General features: G+C 71.7%; 1 protein-coding gene. It reads left to right on the top strand.

The window, feature by feature from the left end; genetic code table 11:
* Positions 1-251 (top strand): hypothetical protein (locus PIJ50_RS16370; RefSeq protein WP_271976666.1); only part of this gene is annotated, 251 nt, incomplete at both ends.

A 251-nucleotide genomic window follows, 5' to 3' on the forward strand; every position in this document is an offset into this window, starting at 1 on the left:
CCCGAAGGACGACGAGACCGTCGTCACGGTGCGCGTGCCCGAGGTGCGGCGCTGGTGGCCGCGCGGCTACGGCGAGCAGCCCCGGTACGACGTGACCGTCGAGCTGCAGACCGTCGACGGCGAGGTCCTGGACCGCCGGACGGCGAAGACGGGCTTCCGCTCGGCCCGGATCGACACCGCGGACGACGCGATCGGCAAGCCCTTCACCGTCGTGGTGAACAGCACCGTCATCGACGTCCGCGGCGTGAACT

It is taken from the genome of Falsirhodobacter sp. 20TX0035, from assembly GCF_028307215.1.
In the GTDB taxonomy this organism is placed as follows: domain Bacteria; phylum Pseudomonadota; class Alphaproteobacteria; order Rhodobacterales; family Rhodobacteraceae; genus Falsirhodobacter.